Annotated in this window: 1 protein-coding gene; it reads left to right on the forward strand. The window is 40.4% G+C overall.

What is annotated here, in order from left to right:
* The coding region (locus SB756_RS33260; protein ID WP_410913658.1) for a hypothetical protein at positions 1–250 on the forward strand (250 nt) is incomplete at both ends.

Here is a 250-nt window from a genome sequence, read left to right on the forward strand (position 1 = left end):
GGATGTGGAAATGGGCGAAACCCCGGTGGAAGTGACCTGTCCGTGGGAAGGCGCCAATTTTGTGCTGAAACTGAAACAGGTGAGCGGCTTTTCTAAGTATGATGAATCTAAATTTCTGAATCAGAGTGCAATTCCGAATATTGATGATGAATCATTTCAGAAAGAACTGTTTGAACAGATGGTGGATCTCAGCGAAATGACCTCTAAAGATAAATTTAAATCATTTGAAGAACTGAATACCAAATTTGGC

The organism is Pseudomonas sp. SIMBA_068 (assembly GCF_046534705.1).
Lineage (GTDB): Bacteria > Pseudomonadota > Gammaproteobacteria > Pseudomonadales > Pseudomonadaceae > Aquipseudomonas > Aquipseudomonas putida.